14 protein-coding genes are annotated in these 15397 nt (G+C 35.6%); 6 read left to right on the forward strand and 8 right to left on the reverse strand.

Going from position 1 to position 15397, the window contains the following annotated elements:
- Positions 1 to 8 precede the first annotated feature (8 nt).
- The gene (locus HNP25_RS16895) at positions 9 to 314 is read left to right on the forward strand and encodes a type II toxin-antitoxin system TacA family antitoxin (protein WP_184136041.1); all 306 of its coding nucleotides are present in this window, start codon (positions 9 to 11) and stop codon (positions 312 to 314) included.
- A complete protein-coding gene (locus HNP25_RS16900; protein WP_184136043.1) occupies positions 286 to 795 on the forward strand; it encodes a GNAT family N-acetyltransferase in 510 nt (169 codons plus the stop codon). The genes HNP25_RS16895 and HNP25_RS16900 overlap by 29 nt, the downstream gene beginning before the upstream one ends.
- A gap of 66 nt (positions 796 to 861) precedes the next feature.
- Here HNP25_RS16900 and HNP25_RS16905 read toward each other — a convergent pair whose 3' ends face one another.
- The 5 genes from HNP25_RS16905 to HNP25_RS16925 all read right to left on the reverse strand — a co-directional run bounded on the left by HNP25_RS16905 (position 862) and on the right by HNP25_RS16925 (position 4999).
- Positions 862 to 1209 carry a heavy-metal-associated domain-containing protein gene (locus HNP25_RS16905; RefSeq protein ID WP_184136045.1) on the reverse strand — a complete coding sequence of 116 codons (348 nt, stop codon included), beginning with the start codon at positions 1207 to 1209 and terminating at the stop codon, positions 862 to 864.
- Between the two features lie 133 nt (positions 1210 to 1342).
- Positions 1343 to 1567 (reverse strand): hypothetical protein, encoded by a 225-nt coding sequence (locus tag HNP25_RS16910; RefSeq protein ID WP_184136047.1) that lies wholly within the window; start codon positions 1565 to 1567, stop codon positions 1343 to 1345.
- A gap of 66 nt (positions 1568 to 1633) precedes the next feature.
- Complete coding sequence (locus tag HNP25_RS16915) at positions 1634 to 2197, reverse strand: helix-turn-helix domain-containing protein (protein ID WP_184136049.1); 564 nt, start codon at positions 2195 to 2197, stop codon at positions 1634 to 1636.
- A 6-nt stretch (positions 2198 to 2203) separates the two neighbouring features.
- On the reverse strand, positions 2204 to 4462 hold the full coding sequence (locus tag HNP25_RS16920) for a TonB-dependent receptor (RefSeq protein WP_184136051.1): 2259 nt from the start codon (positions 4460 to 4462) through the stop codon (positions 2204 to 2206).
- Positions 4463 to 4567: 105 nt separating this feature from the next.
- The gene (locus tag HNP25_RS16925) at positions 4568 to 4999 is read right to left on the reverse strand and encodes an HYC_CC_PP family protein (protein WP_184136053.1); all 432 of its coding nucleotides are present in this window, start codon (positions 4997 to 4999) and stop codon (positions 4568 to 4570) included.
- A gap of 331 nt (positions 5000 to 5330) precedes the next feature.
- Between HNP25_RS16925 and HNP25_RS16930 the strand changes: the two genes are divergently transcribed.
- From HNP25_RS16930 to HNP25_RS16940, 3 genes are all read left to right on the forward strand, one after another.
- A complete protein-coding gene (locus HNP25_RS16930; protein WP_184136055.1) occupies positions 5331 to 5621 on the forward strand; it encodes a DUF2752 domain-containing protein in 291 nt (96 codons plus the stop codon).
- Positions 5618 to 5977, forward strand: coding sequence for a TM2 domain-containing protein (locus tag HNP25_RS16935; protein WP_229202899.1), 360 nt, complete (start codon positions 5618 to 5620; stop codon positions 5975 to 5977). The genes HNP25_RS16930 and HNP25_RS16935 overlap by 4 nt, the downstream gene beginning before the upstream one ends.
- Positions 5978 to 6181: 204 nt before the next feature.
- On the forward strand, positions 6182 to 7084 hold the full coding sequence (locus HNP25_RS16940; RefSeq protein WP_184136057.1) for a hydroxypyruvate isomerase family protein: 903 nt from the start codon (positions 6182 to 6184) through the stop codon (positions 7082 to 7084).
- Between the two features lie 64 nt (positions 7085 to 7148).
- Here the strand turns inward: HNP25_RS16940 and HNP25_RS16945 are convergent, their stop codons facing one another.
- From HNP25_RS16945 to HNP25_RS16955, 3 genes are all read right to left on the reverse strand, one after another.
- A complete protein-coding gene (locus HNP25_RS16945; protein WP_184136059.1) occupies positions 7149 to 11975 on the reverse strand; it encodes a T9SS type A sorting domain-containing protein in 4827 nt (1608 codons plus the stop codon).
- Positions 11976 to 12090: 115 nt separating this feature from the next.
- Complete coding sequence (obgE, locus tag HNP25_RS16950) at positions 12091 to 13146, reverse strand: GTPase ObgE (protein ID WP_184136070.1); 1056 nt, start codon at positions 13144 to 13146, stop codon at positions 12091 to 12093.
- Positions 13147 to 13228: 82 nt separating this feature from the next.
- Positions 13229 to 13801 carry an adenylate kinase gene (locus tag HNP25_RS16955; RefSeq protein ID WP_184136060.1) on the reverse strand — a complete coding sequence of 191 codons (573 nt, stop codon included), beginning with the start codon at positions 13799 to 13801 and terminating at the stop codon, positions 13229 to 13231.
- 210 nt (positions 13802 to 14011) lie between these two features.
- Between HNP25_RS16955 and HNP25_RS16960 the strand changes: the two genes are divergently transcribed.
- Positions 14012 to 15019 carry a Gfo/Idh/MocA family oxidoreductase gene (locus HNP25_RS16960; RefSeq protein ID WP_184136062.1) on the forward strand — a complete coding sequence of 336 codons (1008 nt, stop codon included), beginning with the start codon at positions 14012 to 14014 and terminating at the stop codon, positions 15017 to 15019.
- Positions 15020 to 15397: the final 378 nt, after the last annotated feature.

Raw genomic sequence — 15397 nt, forward strand, 5'->3', positions numbered from 1 at the left:
TTAAAAAAATGGGAACAATAATTAACGATAGAATTGATGTTCGGATTAGCAAAGAACAAAAAGAGTTCGTTAAATACGCTTCTGAAATTAGTGGATTTAAAAATTTGTCTGAGTTTATAATTTATTGTATCAATAAACAAGCAAATGAGATAATATTAGAAAACAACTTAATTCTAAAGTCGCTTGAAGATAAAAGAGTTTTTGTTGATGCGATATTAAATCCACCACAACCTAATAGCAAATTGAAAAGAGCTCAATTAAACTACAAAAAATTTATAGAACAAAATGCAAGCTCAGATTCAGAAATTAGCTAATCTACATAAAAAAGACACATTTAGCTGTGGTCAACCACTGTTAGATAATTATATAAGTAAACAAGCAAACCAAGATGTAAAAAGGAAACTATCGGTGTGCTATGTTTTAGTGGATGATGAACAGACAGTAAAAGGCTATTATACATTATCTGCCAATGCAATCAAAAAAGACTCTTTGCCAGAAGAATTGAGCAAAAAACTACCCAAAAGCTATGAAGATTTACCTGTTATATTACTGGGTAGGTTAGCCATTGATAAGTCATTTCAAGGAAAAGGCTTTGGCGAAATTTTACTCTTAGATGCTCTCAATGAATGTTATCAATTATCTAATCAATTAGGAACAATTGCAGTGGTAGTAGATGCCATTGATACAAAAGCTCAAGCATTTTATGAATCTTACGGTTTTATTTTGCTACCAAGTTCTGGGAAAATGTTTCTTCCAATGAAAACAATTGAGGATTTGATTTTTAATGAGCATTAAAATTATTTTTCCATAAAAACCCATTCCATGAACTTGACACATGGAATGAGTAATAACGGTAATCGCTTAGTGAGCTGAACCACCTTTTTTACAGCAAGAAGGTAATTTGTCATAACCTTTTGCATCAGCTGCTACTTCTTCTGCATCGTAACCTACTTCTGAAATCGCTTTCTTGATTTTGTCCACAGATGTTTTCTTTGGATTGAATGTTACTGTCACGACTTTGTCTTTACTTTCTACATTCAAATTAGATTCTGATACTCCTTTAGTAAAAGCTAATTTTTTCTCAATGCGTTCTTTGCACATTTCACAAATGGCAGAAGTTTTGATTTTTACAGTTTCTGTCTTAGGTGTTTCTGCAAAAGTGAACACTGAAACCAATAAAAGGACGAATACTAAAATGTTCTTTTTCATGTTGTTGTTTGTTTAATTGTTTATTATGTTTTTTAAAATTTGTTTCTGTTTTATCTGATGAGTTTTTATTCCCAGCTTTGTCAACTTTTTGAAAGTTGACAAAGCTCAAACTCAAGTATTTAAGCTACCGCTTTTAGAATATAAGCACCTTCTCGGAGAATATGACAACCCACTCGAAGAATGTAAGCATCCTCTCGGAGAATATGACCACCCACTCGAAGAATATAAGCACCTTCTCGGAGAATATAGCCACCCGCTCGAAGAATATAAGCACCTCCTCGGAGAATATGACCACCCACTCGGAGAATCTAAGCACCTTCTCGGAGAATATAGCCATCCGCTCAGAGAATATAAGCATCCGATTTCTAGTTTTGTCAACTTTTCAAAAGTTAACAAAACTTACTAACAGAGCTTGTTCAGAAACCTAAATCGCATCAATGGCTTTTCTTTTATGATTTTGCAATTCTTTAAAGCGACTGGGTGTTAGTCCCGTTACTTTTTTGAACTGATTCGATAAATGTTGAACGCTACTATAATGCAATTGGTCGGCAATTTGGCTTAATGTCAATTCATCGTAAATTAATAATTCCTTCACTTTTTCTATCTTCTGGAAAATCAAATATTGTTCTATCGTCTTTCCTTCTACTTCCGAAAACAGCGTACTTAAATACTTATAATCTCTGCCAACACGTTCTGAAATCAGAAAAGAAGGCGTAATTTTATCAACATCCGTACCTGACTGATGCACCATTTCAATCACTACATTCTTTATCTTCTCAACAATCTTTTTACGTTTATCATCCAATAATTCAAAGCCAATACTTTCTAATTGTTTCGCTAAAGTAATTTGGATATTTTCGTCTAAATCCTGTTTAATGCTTACTTCACCCAGTTCCATTTGTTGTACTTCTATATTTAGCTGAGTAAGTATTTGGCTAACCGCCATTTTACAGCGGTCACAAACCATATTTTTGATGTATAATTTCATGACAGCCTATTTAATTTTATAACGCATCCCCACATAAATCATTCGCCCAATAACTGGCCCCCAAACCATTGAGGCATCGAAATTTCTACCGAAAGGGTCATTCGCCGCAATAATCGGATTGCTTTGGGTAAAGTTGTTTAGGTTTTCTCCTCCCACATACATTTCCCATTTCAAGAAAGCCTTCGTAACCTGTGCATTAATATTTGAAAAAGCAGGAGCGAAAACAGAAGGAGAAGTCGCAGAATGAACGTGTCCTTCGCTACTATTAGGAATACGACGCTTGCCATTCCATTGCCAAGTGAAATCAAACTTCCATTTGTTATAAGGCAAGGCATACGCAATGTTGAATAATACTCTTTCACGGTTTACAAACTGTTTCGGCAACAAAGTAAGCTCGCCAGTTGGTGTCAAAACATCGTTTTGAACATCAAATAAGCGATAAGCCAATTTGGTTTCGATGCGTTTACTTGGGGCATAATTTACTTCTGCCTGAAAACTATTCGAGAATGAGCGACCTTTTAAATTATAGAAACGGACTAAATCAGCATTTTCCATATCTACGATTAATTGGTTTTGGAAGTTGGTTCTATACACATCTAAAATGACTGTTCCTTTTTTGCCAAAGAGATAAAAATCGTTACTCAAGCTCGCCCCGAAATTCCAAGACTCTTCTGGACGAATAACTTCTGGCACAGACAGTTGTCTAGAATTGACTAACATCCCGAAGTTTTCAGCAATGGCATTGGGCATTCTCCAACCCTTTCCTGCACTTAAACGAAGATGCGTTTCAGAAGTAATATCATATTTCAAATGCACACGAGGCGTAAATCTTGTTCCATAAAGATTATGAAAATCTACTCTTCCGCCCAAAACAAGCGTTAATTTTTCAGGAATGGTTTCAGTATATTCTACAAAAGCACCCGGTACAGATTCGGTTCTTTTGAAAGTAGAATCAAGATACTTTTCATTATAATCGTCTAACAAATAACTTAAACCAGCTTTGTATTGATGATTGGTATTTCCGAAAATATTTTGATAGATTAAGTTAGCGTACAAACCCTTTTGAGTACCAGAATAGTTTTTAAAACCAAAATAAGAGACGTTATCATGATAAACTCCATTGACGATAAATCCTAAACCTTGATAAGGCTTTGTTTGATAGAGTTTGGCGGTTTTACTAAAGAATTCATAGCGTTTGGTAGTACTTCCAAAACCATAAGCTTTGGCAGTATTGCGGTCGGTATCAGGATTAAAATTTACTTGTCCGCCCAAACGATCTTCATAAAGTGCTTTAATTCCAAAAGAAGCCATCATTTTATCACTTTGGTACTTCCAACGATTGATGGCATTGTATTGTATGTAAAGTGGTAAGTCTAAGAAGCCATCTTTGTTTGGGTCTAACTTCGTTTGCAAAGTACTGGCGTGCGTCAACAAACCAACAGACCATTTTTCATTGATTTTATTGGCTAAATTCAAATTGATTTCTCCCCTACCCTGACTGTTCAAGTAAGTATTCAAGTACAATTTTTCGGCTGCATCAGGTTTAGCTAATTCCACATTCAAAGCACCCGTCATCGACTCGTAGCCACTTACTACCGAACCAGCCCCTTTACCAACATCAATCGAAGAAATCCAAGTACCGGGAATATAATTCAAACCAAAAGTGCTGTTTAATCCACGAATCGCAGGAATGTTTTCAACATTCGTTTGGATATAATTGCCCGATAAACCTAATAATTGGATTTGCTTTGCCCCTGTTACGGCATCTGAATAACTTACAGAGACGGAAGCGTTGGTTTCAAAACTTTCGGATAAATTACAGCAAGCCGCTTTGGCAAGAGCCTTTGAAGTAATGATTTCGGTATGAATAGGATTCATTCTATCCATAGAAGTAGCTTCGGCTTTTACAACAACTTCCGCCAAAGCCGCATTTTCTGGATTGAGATAAATCTCTAAAAATGCTAAGGAATGAACCATCAACGTATCAGTTTTATAACCTACTGAACTAACGATTAATTGATGATTTTGTGGAGCTTTTGATAAGGAGAATTCTCCTTTTTCATCAGATGAAGTACCTCTTTGTACATTCTGCCAACGGAGTGTTGCACCGATAATGGCTTCTTTTTTCCCGTCAGATTTTTTTTCTAAAACGATTCCACGAACAATTTCTCCACTTTGAGAAAAAGTTTGAAAACTAAACACTATATTACTGATTATAAGGACAATAAATCCAGAGAGTCTTTTTAAAGCGACAGTAGAATTCATGATTTTTTGATGTTAAAATTTTAAAACGAAGAGGCTTTTGCTTATTTATCAACAATAAGATAACACAATTACCTGAAAGATAACGTTTGAGATTCTAACAAAAAATCAGATTAAGAAAGACTGGATGAAAATAAGGCGTTCTCGCCCAAACAAAGGCGGAGCAGTATTGTAGTAATGTGGAATTTTAAAAGAAACCGACTGTGAAGCCCAAGAAAATGTAGGTAAAACAGGCGTTTCTGCCAGCCAATCGAAAGCAGGGAAATGAAAATCTAAATGTACTCCTTGCGAAGCATTCGGCGAAATTTTATAATGCGTAACCGCATCAGAACAACACTTCGCTCTTTTGATGGTAGTCTTAGATGAATTATTGGTCATCTTAGCTTTACTGGCACAACAAGAGCGTTTGGGCTGAGTATAAGTAATTTTACTTTTGCCACTAATTTTACAAAGATGCTCATACATAGCAAATCCAACGCTTGCGAAAAGCACTTGGAACGCCATCAAAAGGCAAAATATGCGTATGAGTATTTTTTTCATTTTTGGCTTTAAGAATAAAGCTATTAGTCGTCTGCCATAAGCTTTCGGATAAAATATAAAAAGAAAACTGCTTTTATACCTGATGCTAAATCTTACTTTTAAACTAAAACTGATAGCCGACGACTGAAATCCGAATGCTAAAAGCTTCCACAAAGATACACATTTACAACATTACAAGTATTTATATTTGTTTCTGATAATGTTGCATAATTTTCTGATTTAAGAAGTATAAATATTTTCATCCTTAAAAACGAAGTATTCACCCATGAAAAAGACAATTGGTGTATAATTATAGCCAATATTCAGAAAATCAATCCACCTTTGATTCACAATGAAACACAAATTCAATATCGAACTAATTTTCTGGCTGGGTGCTTTAATCTGGTTGTTTTTGGATAATCCTCTGGAAAATCATTTTACGCTTTGTCCGATAAAAAATTTAGGATTTTCATTTTGTCCGGGTTGCGGAATTGGTCATGCTATTTCGTTTTTATTACACGGAAATTTCAAACAATCATTTGACAGTCATCCACTTGGCATTTTCGCATTGATTGTGATTATTCACAGAATTATTATATTAACAAAAAAATACTTACCAACATTTAAACATACAAAACTATGAATCCGAACTTAATGATGATGCTTTCTAATCTTGAAGCCGAGGAAGCCATGTTTATCCAAAATTTAATCAAAGATTACTCAGAAGACCAACAAAAAACCTTCGTGATGATGTATCAAAACAAACGCCGAGATACAACTCTTATTTTAGTAACAACCATTGTTGGTTTCTTTTGGCTTGCAGGAATTCAACGTTTTTTAACAGGCCAAATTGGAATGGGAATACTTTATTTCTTTACTTTAGGTCTTTGTTTCATTGGTACCATCGTCGATTTAGTAAATTATAAAAGCTTGGCTTTTGAATACAATCAAAAAGCTGCTTTCGAGACATTACACATGATGAAAACTTGGAATCAATAAATTGATATAATTTCCATAAAAGGCTTTCTATCAGGTATTAAAAACATTAATATCTTGTTAGAAAGCCTTTTTTATTATTCTTTTCGTGTATCAACAGAGATTATCAGGATTGTTTTTTCAAAAAAATATCCTAAATTTCATAGAATTTGAGTATTAATTCTTTCAGCTATACTCTTTAGGTTCAAATCAGGAATAATATAAACTATGGAAAAAACTTTTTCACGCCGAGCGGCTCTACAGGGAGTCGGTGCGGTAACTGCAACCATGCTTACTTCTTCGCTCAGCAATCGCATTGAAGCGGCAGACACACAGATAGGTGCCGCATTAAAGGGTAGAGTAAATCACTCAGCCTGCCGTTGGTGTTATTCATCTATTCCTTTTGAAGATTTATGTAAATCTGCGAAAGAAATAGGAATGCAAAGTCTTGAATTGACTGGGCCTTCGGAATGGGAAATCTTAAAAAAATATGGGCTTACGTCGGCCATTGGTTGGCCAGAGGCTAACAACTGGGGAAATGGAATGGGTTTAACAAGCTGTTTCAACAATGTTAAAAATCATGATGCTTTAGTCGCTTTATACGAAGACTTAATTCCGAAAGCAGCTAAAGCTGGTGTTAAAAACTTAATTACTTTTTCTGGAAACAGAAATGGTTTAAGTGATGAAGATGGATTGATTAATTGTAAGAAAGGTTTGCAGAGAATCATGAAAACAGCCGAAAAATATGATGTAACCATCACGATGGAGCTGTTGAACTCTAAAGTAAACCATAAAGATTATCAATGTGACCATACTGATTGGGGTGCAGCTTTGTGCGAAATGGTTGGTTCTGATAAATTCAAATTGCTTTACGATATTTATCACATGCAAATCATGGAAGGGGACGTAATTGCAACGATTAAAAAATATCACCAATACATTTCTCATTACCACACTGGTGGCGTTCCGGGTAGAAATGAAATTGACGATAGCCAAGAATTATATTACCCAGCCATCATGAAAGCAATTGTTGATACTGGTTACAAAGGTTTCGTTGGACAAGAGTTTATTCCAGCAAAAGCTGATAAAATTGCTTCATTAAAACAAGGTGTTTTAATTTGCGATATATAAAAAAGGAAAAGCCTTTTAATTCAAATCAAGAATTGAAAGGCTTTTTTATTTCGAGTTGCTATACTTAGTTCATCACTAATACTTTCTTTACTTTTTCAAAACTATCTGTTTTTAGTTTAATATAATAAACGTTGCCGATTGAACCCGTCAGCTTTATCGTTTTCGGCGTATCAAATTTCCCAATTTTGAATTCATCAATAATTTTCCCTTCCATGGTATATACAATCAATTCAGCGCCTACTAAATCCTCCACCACTTGAATCGTAATATCGCCAGAAGCGGTTGGATTAGGATAAACATTTACTCCTTCAAAAGATAAATCTTGAACATATTTATAAACTACCGAAGGTTTTGAGTAACACATGAGTTTACCTGAAGGCAAGGCTACTTGGTTGTACAAAACACTTGATTGTACTTGATAGTCACCATCTTTCTTTACTTTGATAGTTTTTGAGAGAAAGTTTTTTTGGACGTCGTTGTTGTACTTCCAAATATAGCCTTCCTCATCGCCATTACTTTGTGCTTCTAAATAGAAAGCTCCAGCTTGCGTGATAACTGGCGTACTTGGAAGCGAACGTACATCAACCGTAATACTATTAGAAGGAGCTGAAAAACATGAATTTTTATCTTCTACCCTCGCAAAATAATTCCCTGATTTATTGATAGTAATCCTATTGTTTGAACCTGTTCCAAGAGAGTCATTCGTTGTTTTAAACCAATAAGCCTTATTTGTATTGACAGTAGATAAAGTAACGCTTTCTCCATCGCAAAAAACAGTACTTGAAACATTAACAATTTGCGGGGCAGTAGGCAATGGATAAGTATTTAAAATAATCGGTTGAGATGATTTAGAAAAACATCCAAAAGCACTTACTGCCTGAACCGTTACATTGCCAGCCGTATTTACCGTAATTGTACTGCTAGTACTTGAAGAAATACTCCATTTATAACTATTAGCCTGTACACCGATGGCAGTCAAAGAAACATTTTTATCTGCACAGAATGGGTTTGAACCTCTGATGGTTATTGATGGTGCAGATGGTAATGAATTAACAGTTGTTTTTATTGTATCGGAACTTGCCACAGATTTACAACCATTTGTATCAATGATGGCTACGCCAATTGAATTGGCTTTTTTCCAAACAAAAGTTCGTCCATTTATATTGTTTTGTAATTGTCCGTCAACTGTCCATTGATAAATATTTTTACTGCCATTTGTTGTGGTACTTGGTAAACTTGCTTGTAATAAAGTACTGTCGCCATCACAGAAAATTTTAGGGCGAACAATTGTTAAAGTAGGTTTATTCGGCAATGGATTTACCGTAACTTTCAGTACTCTGGAATAAGCAGAGAAACAACCAAAAACATCTCTTACTTTCACAGAATATCTTCCAGAAGTATCGGTTGTAATAGATGAAGCAGTTGCTATTTCCTTTTGATTATCTTCATTTCTCCAACTGTATCGGTCAACATTTCCGTTGGCAATCAAAGCTCTTAAAGTAACATTTCCACCTTTACAGAAAGTAGCTATTGGCGATGCCAAAATACTAGCTGGCTGTGGTGCTTCACGCACATTTACTTTTACACTTTTTGATATTTTAGAAACACATTTTTTTACACTAATAGCCTGAACAGCATACTCTCCGGGTTCTGCAATGATAACAGCTTGTGTTTTATTGAAAACTGTGCTATTAAGCGTATTCGTCCAAATATATTCAGTTCCAATTACAGAAGATGACAAAGTAACAGTAGAATCTGGACAGAAAATTAATGGTCCATTGGCTAAAACATTTGGCGTATTCGGTAAAGGATTAACAATAACAGTTACTGGATTTGAAGCATCTTTTGATTTACAACCTTTATCAGAAACAGCTATCACAGAAATGATTGAGGACACTTTTACATCAATTTGAGCACTTGTTTGTCCATTACTCCATATATAACCTGAAGAAACTGATGACCTCAACGTAGTAAAATCTTCATCACAAAACTCTAATGGTCTGGTTGCAGTAATGGTTGGTTTTGCAGGCAAAGGATTTACCGTTAATACTGTAACTAATGAAGGAGCAGAAGTACAAGTATTTCCATCAGTATAAGTTAAGCTATAATTCCCAGCAGTATTTACGGTAATACTTCTTGTTTTCTTTCCATTATTCCATGAATACACTCCGTTTCCTTTATTGTTTGCATTCAATACTGTGCTATCAAGATTACAGATACTGACTGCTGTTCCCTCTAATACAACTGGCGGACTTGGATTTGCATTTACTGTAACAATCTGAGGTTCAGACGAAACAGAAAAACAACTATAAATATTTTTTGCCTTTACTGTGTAAGTATTACTTGTCGTTACTGTAATGCCATTTGCTCCAGAGGTTTGTATATCTGTTCCATTTATTCTACTCCAAACATTCTCATTACTGGTATAGGATGAAGATAGAACTACACTTCCTCCATCACAAAAAGTGGTAGTACTCCCAGCAATAATGGTAGGTTTGGCAGGATTGACAGAAAGTACTAAAGCTTGCACTGCTGAAGTATCAGAAGAACAACCAACGATGTTTTTTAAGGTAACTGTAAAATTGAAAGTTCCGTCTGTACTTACATCGCTTCTTGCAACAGTTATCGTATTTACTTTTGATGAAAGAATCGTTCCCCCACGTTTCCAAATATATGAACTTCCTCCGCTGGTAGCAGTCAATATTTTAGTTTCTGAACCACAAATCAAGGTTGAACTTGGGGTAGTAATAACTGGTGTAGCTGGTTTTGGAGAAACTTTTAAACTGACAGCTACTGAAGTATCAGATAAACAACCTACAGCATTTTGTAAGACTACTTTATAAGCATAAGTACCTGCTTTTAATACATCATTCCCAGTAATAATTAAAGCATTTATTTTTGAAGACAGAGTGGTAGTATCTCGTTTCCAAATATAGGATGTACCGCCAGTTGTTGCTGTAAGTGTTTTAGTACTTATACCACAAATGGCATTGGTATCAACAGGAGCAATAACAGGTTTGACTGGCTTCGGTGAAACCTTTAAACTAAATATGACCGAAGTATCAGAAACACAACCAATTGAATTTTTTAAAACAACTTTATAACTATAAGTACCAGCCGTTAAAACATCCGTTCCTTTAACTGATAAAGTATTAATCGCTGAAGCTAATGTAGTAGTATCTCTTTTCCAAACATAAGAAGTACCTCCACTTGTAGCTGTTAATGTTTTCACTTCTGTTCCACATACTAAATTTGGACTGACAGATGAAATCACTGGAGTAGCAGGCTTGGGAGAAACTTTTAAGCTTATCGCTAACGAAGTATCAGAAAAACAACCTGCAGCATTTTTTAGCACAACTTTGTAATTATAAGTTCCTGCCACTAAAACATCTGTCCCTTTAACTGATAAAGTATTGATGACAGTACTTAGCGTTGTTGTATCACGTTTCCAAATATAAGAAGCACCACCACTGGTAGCAGTTAAAACTTTTGTAGTAGTGCCACAAATTAAATTAGGAACAACTGGCGAAATGATTGGTGTTGTGGGTTTCGGAGAATATGTTAAATTGATTATCGCAGAAGTATCAGAAGCACAGCCAACTGCATTAATAAGTACTACTTTATACTTATAAACTCCCGCTGTAACAAGGCTAGCTCCGCTGATTGCTAAACTATTGGTCGTTGAACTAAGTACTGTGCCATCTCGCTTCCAAATATAAGACGTTCCACCCGTCGTTGCGGTTAATGTTTTTGTATCAGTTCCACAAATTAAATTGGGACTGACTGGTGAAATTACTGGCGTTGTTGGCTTAGGCGAAACCTTTAAAGTAACAGCCACCGAAGTATCAGATGCACAACCAACTGAATTTTGAAGAACTACTTTGTAATTATAAGTCCCTGCAACTAAAACATCATTTCCTGTAACAGCTAAAGTATTTGTACTAGAACTCAATACTGTTCCATTTCGCTTCCAAAGATAAGAAGCTCCGCCAGTTGTTGCGGTTAATGTTTTTGTATCAGTTCCACAAATTAAATTGGGACTGACTGGTGAAATTACGGGCGTTGTTGGTTTGGGAGAAACCTTTAAAGTAACAGCCACCGAAGTATCAGATGCACAACCAACTGAATTTTGAAGAACTACTTTGTAATTATAAGTGCCTGCAACTAAAACATCGTTTCCTGTAACAGCTAAAGTATTTGTACTAGAACTCAATACTGTTCCATTTCGCTTCCAAAGATAAGAAGCTCCTCCCGTCGTTGCGGTTAATGTTTTTGTATCAGTTCCACAAATTAAATTGGGACTGACTGGTGAAATTACTGGCGTTGTTGGTTTCGGTGATACTTTTAAACTAACAGCAGTACTCGTTGATGTACAACCTGTTGTACTATTAGTTGTTGAAACGCTATAAGAATAAGTACCCGCAGTTGTTACAGAAGTTCCTGCAACTGATAACGTTGCTGTGGCGATACTTAAAGATGTTCCGTCTCTTTTCCAATCATAATTGGCTGCACCACTCGCTACAACGTTTCTAATACTTGAACCACAAACAGCCGTTGTAACATCTGTCGGTGGAGTAACCGTTGGAGCAGTAGGAACAATTTGTGTAACCGTAAAAGCACTTACTGAAATATAAGAACCAATCGCAGTTTGTTTTACTTTTGCCGTATAAGTTCCGGGCGTAGCAAGATAAGTTTGTGTTGTAGCAACTAAAACATTGCTAGCATTATACCATTCATAAACAACATAACCACTTGGTAAAGTAAGTTTTGAAGTTCCCGTAGCAGTACACGTATAAACACCAGAAGCTGTAATTATTGGCGTTTGTGCAGACGATACCTTTAATGATAGGATCAACCAAATCATTAAAAGATATGAACAGCTTGTTTTCATAGTTATTGAGTTGATTGCTTTTGTTACAAACGGATGCTGTAATCTAATGAAGTTGATGGGTACTATAATAATCTACATTTCAGATAAAATCAATGAAATGTAGATTATAAATATTTTATTCAGAATCGCTTTCAAGTTTTTCAACATCTTCAGTAGCTTTTTCCACTGCTGGCTGAGCGTTCTGTAAAGTTGTCCACAATAAATCTTTCAATTCTGTTAAGCCTTGTTGCATCACCGAAGAAATCAGGACGTAAGGTAAGTTTTCTGGAATTTGCTTGAGAATTGCTGCTTTTTCTTCTTCAGAAGCAATCAAATCCATTTTAGAAATCGCCAAAATTCTTTCTTTATCTAGTAAAGCAGGATTATATTGCTTTAATTCATTCAGTAGGATTAAATACTCCTCTTCGATATTTTCTACCGAAGCTGGTACCATAAACAACAAAATAGAATTTCGCTCGATATGTCTTAAAAATCTAGTTCCTAAGCCTTTACCTTCAGCAGCACCTTCGATAATCCCTGGAATATCAGCCATGATAAACGACTTGAAATTTCGATAAGCCACCACACCCAAATTTGGTGTTAACGTAGTAAAAGGATAATCTGCAATTTCTGGAGTAGCAGCCGACATTACTGAAAGTAAAGTTGACTTTCCTGCATTCGGGAAACCAACCAAACCTACGTCTGCCAATACTTTAAGTTCTAAAACAACCCACATATCTTCGCCTATTTCACCCGGCTGCGCATAGTGTGGAGCTTGATTTGTTGATGATTTAAAATTAGTATTTCCTAAACCGCCTCTTCCGCCTTTTAATAAAATTACTTCTTCGTCGTGTTTTGTAACTTCAGCTAATACTTCCCCTGTTTCTGGGTCTTTTACGATAGTTCCTAATGGAACATCAATGATTGCATCTTCTCCTTGAAGCCCCGAACGGCGTCCGCCTTCGCCACCTTTTCCGTCTTTCGCAAAAATATGTTTTTGGTATTTTAGGTGGAGTAAAGTCCAGTGTTGTGAGTTTCCTCTCAAAACAACGTGTCCTCCACGACCGCCATCACCACCATCTGGACCACCTTTAGGTACGTGTTTTTCACGACGGAAATGGCTAGAACCGCTTCCTCCGTGGCCCGAACGGACGTTAATTTTTACGTAGTCAATGAAGTTGGATGCCATGATATTTTGATATATATTATTGATTGATTTAAAAATGGGTAATTTGTAGAAATCTAAAAATCGCTACAAATTACCCACAGATAAATTATTTTACTGCATCAATTGCAGTACAGATATTAGTAAAAATTTCTTCGATATTGCCGATTCCATTTACTTTTGACACTTTGCCTTGGGCATCGTAATATGGTAAAACATGAACAGTTTTAGAGAAGTATTCGTCGATACGCTTCAACAATTTATCAGCATCGTCATCAGCACGACCCGATACTTTTTGTCTTTCAGCAATTCTATTTTTGATTTCGTCTTCGTTAACATCTAACTGAACTACACCATTTATCTTTTGTCCATTTTTGGTCAAATAAGCATCTAGTGCTTCTGCTTGTGTTACAGTACGTGGAAAACCGTCAAAAATAAATCCTTTTGCCTCAGGATTATTCTTTACTTCTTCTTCTAACATATCTATCGTCACCGAATCTGGCACTAAAAGCCCATCAGCTAAGATTTGTTTCACACGTTGCCCGAGATCAGTATTATTAGAAATGTGCATGCGAAACATATCTCCTGTAGAAATATGAACTAACTGATACTTCTCAATTAATTTAGCTGACTGTGTTCCTTTACCTGCACCTGGAGGGCCGAATAAGACGAGATTTAACATTGGTTACACCGTTATTTTTAAAGTTCTTTATTATCGTTTTGTTATAAGACTACAAATTTACGAGAACCATAATGAAATATCAGCTAATTGTCTGATAATTTAGCAAATGAGGTATAGATGAATCTTGTAAACCCTAGTTTTTTCAGTAAAATTTGGTAGTTTTTTACTTATTTTGTTAGAATAAATTTATAAACAGACTCCCAATAAATAATGTTGAATGTTGCACTCATTGGTTTTGGTTTATCAGGCAGATACCTCCAAGCCCCATTTTTCTCGGTAAATCCTAATTTCAATCTTAAAACGATTGTTTCTAATAGTCAAAATCCAAAAGAATATTTCCCAACTGTTGAAGTAATGAAAAGTTTGGAAGAAGTATTAGCCGACGATGATATCGACTTGGTAAGTATTTGTTCACCAAACGCCACACATTACGAATTTGCCAAGAAATGTCTGTTGGCAAACAAGCACGTATTGGTAGAAAAACCTTTCACCGCTACTGCTGAAGAAGCCGAAGAATTGATTCAATTAGCTAAAGTAAGAGGTAAAATCATCTCTATTTACCAAAATCGCCGTTTTGATAGCGATTTTATGACGGTAAAAAAAGTAATTGAAGATGGCTTATTGGGAGATTTACTAAGCTACGAAGTACATTTCGACCGCTACAAACCAATTTTAAATGCCAAAAAATGGAAAGAAACCAACAATGCCGCTAATGGTATTTTGTATGATTTAGGTTCACATATTATCGACCAAGCGATTGTGCTTTTTGGTACACCAGAAAAAGTTTGGGGCGAAACCTGTACAGAAAGAATAGGCTCTGAAATAGATGATTCTTTTGATATTAGACTCAATTATGGTAAACTAAAGGTTACTTTAAAGTCAAGTTTGTTAGTGCGTGAAGAAGGTCCAAGATATATTTTGTACGGAACAAAAGGTTCTTTCGTAAAGTATGGAATAGACGTACAAGAAGACCATCTAAAAGCGGGCATTATGCCAAATATGGATGCTTTCGGCATTGAGCCAGAAAGTAATTCGGGCATTATTAATACAGACATCAACGGTTTACATTTCAGAGGAACGATTGAAACCCTAAAAGGCGATTGGGGAATACTTTTCCAAAATCTTTATGAAGCCATAACTGGTAAAGCTGAATTATTAGTAAAACCAGAAGAAGTTTTAGAGCAAATTAAGATTATGGAGCAGATTAAGAGGTATTAGTGGGTAGCTTTCGGTCTTCGGCTGTCGGTCAATTGCATGAAGTTCACTCGAAGCGGTATTATAGAGCACTCCGAGTGCATAAGAGTTCACTCGAAGCGGTCTTGTAGAGCACTCGGAGTGCATTAGAGTTCACTTAAAGTGGTCTTATAGAGCACTTCGAGTACATTATAGTTCACTTAAAGTGATCTTATAGAGCACTCCGAATGCATTAGAGTTCACTCAGATTGGTCTTATAGAGCACTCTGAGTGCAATAGAGTTTACTTAAAGCGGTCTTTTTCAATGGGCTTTCCTTGAAAATTGTTTTTCAATATTCATTCATAATAAAATCCACTCATATTCTGGGTGGATTTTTCATTTTATTTGAGGTGATTTACTTG

The sequence above is a fragment of the Arcicella rosea genome, assembly GCF_014204325.1.
In the GTDB taxonomy this organism is placed as follows: Bacteria; Bacteroidota; Bacteroidia; order Cytophagales; family Spirosomataceae; genus Arcicella; species Arcicella rosea_A.